The following is a 4,719-nucleotide window of genomic DNA, read 5'->3' on the forward strand; positions in this document are numbered from 1 at the left end:
GACATCCACCAAGAAGCCATGCATGCTGATCGCAATTCCGGCTGGGGCCTTTGACGCATTCAGGCGTAGGCTTTGGTGATGGGCCGATTCCCTTAACGCCGTGTTCTCTTCGTAACCGGCATACAGCACGCCATAGGATCCATTCGAGAATCTCGACGTTCTGGGTATGACGAACGGCGTCATGATGAGTCCGGCGAGGGGGCCGTTGTATCTCCTGCTGACGGGAATTGCAGGCAGCGTTTTGAAGGCGTCGCGAGCGAGTGGATTCGTTAGCGCTTCGACGCGAAGGAGCGCCTCTAGCTCGAGTGGGTTGTCGACGAGTTTATCGAAAGCGCTGATGGGGGCGTCTTGTCGACTCACGATACGATGTGCCCGAGGCCACGCGATCTTGACCGCTACCAACCTGCCCGCCATGCATCGACGTAGTGTCGAACGAAGGCCAGATCGCCAACGTTGCCGGCGAGCATACGCTGTAATGGCGTTCTCCCGCCGAAGTCGCGATTCTCTCGATGTATCCATTCGTCGGCAAATGGCGACTCGTCGAGGATGGCGTGAAGTCCGTTGTATATGCCAAGCACGTACGATATCCGCTCCACCTGATCGCGATGGAGGGTTGCGTTCTCAGGGTGCTCTTTCCAACGCTTGATCGAGCGAGGGTGAACTGCTAGCAGGACGGCCTGCCTGTCGTCGTCGAGCCCCCATTGTCCGCAGATACGCTGGAATGCCTTCAGGGCAACGGCTCTTTCTTCTACCGCGAGGGGCGCTGTTGCCATGACTCGAGTCCAATAATAGCCGCATTGAGGACCTGGGTCAACTCGAGGCCCTGCCCGGAGGCCCAAGGTCAGGTGATGGGGGCGTCCCGGTTCTCGGGCGGTACGATGACGTTGCGCTCGAACTTCGCCATGATCGCCCGCCACGCAAGCGAAAGCTCCTCGACGTCGAGCATGCGCGCGACCGCGACGAAGACGAGCCCGCCGATCGCGATCTGACCGAAGAGGAACCACGCCCGCGAAACGAGCGAGGCCTGCGGAGCAGCACCCAAGGACGCGATCCAGTTCAGCACGACGACCATCACGAACGCGCAGGCCGCGATCTTCGCCATCGAGCCGAGCAGTTTGCCCCAGTCGATCTCGGCGACGAAGCGCGCGACGAGAATCAGCAAGACGATCATCTGCAGCGTCTGGCTCACGGAGTTCGCGAGCAGCAGCCCGCGCGCGCCGAGCGTCGGCAGCCAAGTGATCGAGAGTACGATGTTGAGCACGACGGTGAAGACCGCCGTCCCGACCTGCCAGACGATCTGCCTGCACGCGACCAGACACCGCGTCAAGACGACGTTCGCTGCGAGCGCCAGCAGCCCGACCGCCGCGTAGGGCAAGAGGCCCGCCGTCAGGTCGACGGAGCTCGCTCCGAAACGCCCGCGCTCGAAGAGCGTCTGCACGATCGGGTGGGCGAGCACGATGAGCGCGCAGACCGACGGTATCGTGATGAAGTTCACGAGGCGCAAGCCGGTGATCGCGCTGCGAGCAACGCCCTCCTTGTTCTCTTGCGCGTACTGCATCGCGAGCAACGGAAAGATCACGGTTGCGATGGCGACCGCGAAGATCTGCTGCGGAAAGTTCACGAGTTTGGTCGCGTAGCTCATGCCGGCGATGTAGCCCGCCGGAAGCGTCGAGGCGAAGTACCGGTCGAAGAAGAGCGCGAGCTGTCCCGCCGAGGAACCGAGGGTGATCGGCCCGAGCAATCCCCACATGCGCTTCAATCCGGGGTGGCGCAGGTTCAGCGTGAAGCGGTAGCCGCCGAGTGCGAGCAGGGCGGGAATCTGCACGAGCATCTGCGCGACGAGACCGAGCGCCGTACCCGCAACGAGCGCAAAGATGCCGAGCCGGTGATTGAGCAGCACCACGCACGCAATCGTCACGACGTTGAGCGTCATGCCGACGATCGAGGCCGCGCGAAAGCGTTGAAAGGCGTTCAGAACGCCCGAGAAGACGCCGGAGAGCCCGACCGCGATGATGCTCGGCATGAGCCAGCGCGTCATGTGAATCGCGACGCCCATCTGGGGCTTGGGAAACCCGTGCGCGATGACCGGAACGTAGAGTGGTGCTGCGACGTAGCCCAAGACCGCACAGAGCGTGAGCACGATGGCGAGCAGATTCACGACGGTGCTGCCCAGCCGCCAGGCTTCCTCGCGTTCGCCGCGCACGAGATACTCGGAGATCGTCGGGACCATCGCGCTGACGAGTGCGCCGTTGAAGACGCCGAAGAGAATCGTGGGGATCATCGCCGCGGCGAGATACGTGTCCAGCTGCCACTGCGTGCCGTAGAACTTGGCGCTTACGATCTCGCGCGCGAACCCGAGGATCGTCGAGCCGAGCGTCGCGCCCATGACGAAGAGCGCGGAGCTCGCGATCGTTCGCTTAACGCGCGCCGTCCTTGCGCAGTACGGCGGGGATCGTCTTCAGGATGATGACGAGATCGCCGAGCGGCGTCCATTCGTCGACGTAGCGATTGTCGAGCTCCATCCAGCTGTCGAACGAGAGCGCGCTGCGCCCGCCGATCTGCCACAGCCCGGTGATGCCTTGCGGCACGGTGAGCCGCCGGAACGCGTACGCATCGTAGTGCTCGACCTCGCTTGGAAGCGCGGGGCGCGGGCCGACGAGCGACATCTCGCCGCGCACGACGTTGACGAAGTTGGGCAGCTCGTCGATCGAGGTGCGCCGGAGGATGCGCCCGAGCGGATGGCAGCGCGGATCGTTGCTGATCTTGAAGACGGGGCCGTCGGCTTCGTTGAGGTGCGAGAGATCGGCGCGCATCGCGTGCGCGCCGTCGACCATCGTGCGCAGCTTGAACATCTTGAAGCGCCGGCCGTTCATGCCGACGCGCTCCTGCGCGTAAAAGGGCGCGCCGCCCTCGAGGGCCACGATCGCGAGCGACGCGAGCGCGATTATCGGCAGCGAGAGGACCAGGAAGAGGCTGCCGAGGACGACGTCGAGCGCGCGCTTTGCGAGAAGCCACCTATGTGGCGTCTCGCGCTCGCCGACTGCGGTCGAAACGGCAATCTGCACCCTTACTCCTCCAGTGCCCGTCGCACGGCGTTGCCGACGGTATCGAGTCCTTCAAGCTCGCCGAGCGCGGCACCCTCGTGCGGGCCGAGATGGACGAACGGCACGAACTCGCGCGTGTGATCGGTGCCGGGTGCGGTCGGATCGCAGCCGTGGTCGGCGGTGAAGATCACCTCGTCGCCGGGCCGCAGCAGCGCCTCGAGCCGCGGGATCAGAGCGTCCAGCTCCTCGAGCGCGTGCGCGTATCCGCGCACGTTGCGGCGATGCCCGTACTTCGAGTCGAAATCGTTGAGGTTCGTGAAGATGAAGCCGTGCTCGACGCGCCCGAGGAGATCGAAGGTTCGCTCCATCGCGTCCCTGTTGTCGGAAATTCGTACCGACGTCGCCACGCCGTGGCCGCAGAAGATGTCCGAGATCTTTCCGACCGCGTGGACCGGGATGCCGCGCGCGGCGAGCTCGTCGAGCAGGCACGGCGGTGGTTCGATCGCGTAGTCGCGCCGGTTGGGCGTGCGCGTGAAGTTCCCGGGAGCGCCGACGAAGGGGCGCGCGATCACGCGGTTGACGGCGTTGGGTGCAACGAGCATCACGCGGGCGCGCTCGCACCAGTCGTAGAGCGTTGCGAGGGGAACGATCTCCTCATGCGTCGCCACTTGGAAGACCGAATCGGCCGAGGTGTAGAGGATCGGGCGGCCCGTCGCCATGTGCTCGGCGCCGAGCCTTTCGATGATCTCCGTGCCCGATGCCGTCGTGTTGCCGAGGGGCGCCTTGCCGGCGATGCGCGCGAACGCTTCGACCACCTCGGGCGGGAAGCCGTGAGGGTACGTGGGAAAGGGCACCGTCGTGATGATGCCGGCCATCTCCCAATGGCCCGTGATCGTGTCCTTGCCGCGACTGCGTTCGCGCAGGCGCGCCACGCGCGCAATCGGCCGTTCTCGCGCACGAACGCCCGCGATCGCCGTCAGGTTGCCCAGGCCAAACCGTTCGAAGTTCGGCATCGCGAGGCCGCCCACGTGACGGGCCGTGTTGCCGAGCGTGTTCGCTCCGGGCGCGTCGCCGTACTCGGCAGCGTCGGGAAGCGCGCCCACGCCGCCGGAATCCAAGACGATCGTCACGCTTCGCGCCATGGGCTGCGTTTCGCCCTTTGGTTTGCCGCGCTCCTGGCGGGCTTTGCGTGCGGCCGTGCCGACGCGCTCACGACGATCCGGCTTCACGCCGATCGCATCGGCTTCTACTACGATCGTTTCATCATTCAGGCCGACGGACATGTGCGCGTGCGCACGAGCGACGGCATGGAGATCAGCGGCGACTCCTTCTCGATGGATCTGAAGCTCAATCGCTTCCTCGTCGCGGGCGACGTGCACCTAAAAACCCCGACCGGCTCCTACGACGGCGCCGCGGTCTCGGATTATCTCGACTTCAATCGCGTCTACTTCATTCCGGTAACCTCCGAGCCCGACCGGTGGACCTTTCTCAACAGCGACTTCGCGCACGCGCTGCACGGGCGCGAGATGCCCGGCGACACGTTCGACTTCGCGAACACGCAAGGCATGCGGCCGGATTTGACCGCGCACACTGCCGTCGTCGGCGCCACGTCGTACGTGCGCTTCGAAGGCGTGACGAGCTATCTCGTCGGCCTCGGCTTCCCGCTGCCGTCGTT

Annotated in this window: 6 protein-coding genes; 1 reads left to right on the forward strand and 5 read right to left on the reverse strand. The window is 65.0% G+C overall.

All coding sequences use genetic code 11. The annotated features are described in order from the left end of the window. The 5 genes from VMV82_05590 to VMV82_05610 form a co-directional block, all read right to left on the reverse strand. Positions 1 to 402 (reverse strand): RES family NAD+ phosphorylase (locus tag VMV82_05590; GenBank protein ID HUY41023.1); only part of this gene is annotated, 402 nt, incomplete at its 3' end. Then, entirely contained in the window at positions 396 to 773 is a 378-nt protein-coding gene (locus VMV82_05595) for an MbcA/ParS/Xre antitoxin family protein (GenBank protein HUY41024.1), read from the reverse strand. The genes VMV82_05590 and VMV82_05595, both read right to left, overlap by 7 nt. A gap of 68 nt (positions 774 to 841) precedes the next feature. After that, the gene (gene murJ, locus VMV82_05600) at positions 842 to 2,410 is read right to left on the reverse strand and encodes a murein biosynthesis integral membrane protein MurJ (protein HUY41025.1); all 1,569 of its coding nucleotides are present in this window, start codon (positions 2,408 to 2,410) and stop codon (positions 842 to 844) included. Positions 2,411 to 2,417: 7 nt separating this feature from the next. Further along, a complete protein-coding gene (locus VMV82_05605) occupies positions 2,418 to 3,065 on the reverse strand; it encodes a sugar transferase (GenBank protein ID HUY41026.1) in 648 nt (215 codons plus the stop codon). A gap of 2 nt (positions 3,066 to 3,067) precedes the next feature. After that, complete coding sequence (locus VMV82_05610) at positions 3,068 to 4,327, reverse strand: phosphopentomutase (GenBank protein HUY41027.1); 1,260 nt, start codon at positions 4,325 to 4,327, stop codon at positions 3,068 to 3,070. Positions 4,328 to 4,333: 6 nt separating this feature from the next. Here VMV82_05610 and VMV82_05615 point away from each other — a divergent pair. Then, a partial coding sequence (locus tag VMV82_05615; GenBank protein ID HUY41028.1) for a hypothetical protein occupies positions 4,334 to 4,719 on the forward strand: 386 nt, incomplete at its 3' end.

This window comes from Candidatus Dormiibacterota bacterium (genome assembly GCA_035532035.1).
In the GTDB taxonomy this organism is placed as follows: Bacteria; Vulcanimicrobiota; Vulcanimicrobiia; order Vulcanimicrobiales; family Vulcanimicrobiaceae; genus Tyrphobacter.

Excerpts from the sequence above, each read along its gene's own strand:
- VMV82_05595 (HUY41024.1), bottom strand. The coding sequence starts at position 773 with ATGGCAACAGCGCCCCTCGCGGTAGAAGAAAGAGCCGTTGCCCTGAAG.
- VMV82_05610 (HUY41027.1), bottom strand. The coding sequence starts at position 4,327 with ATGTCCGTCGGCCTGAATGATGAAACGATCGTAGTAGAAGCCGATGCG.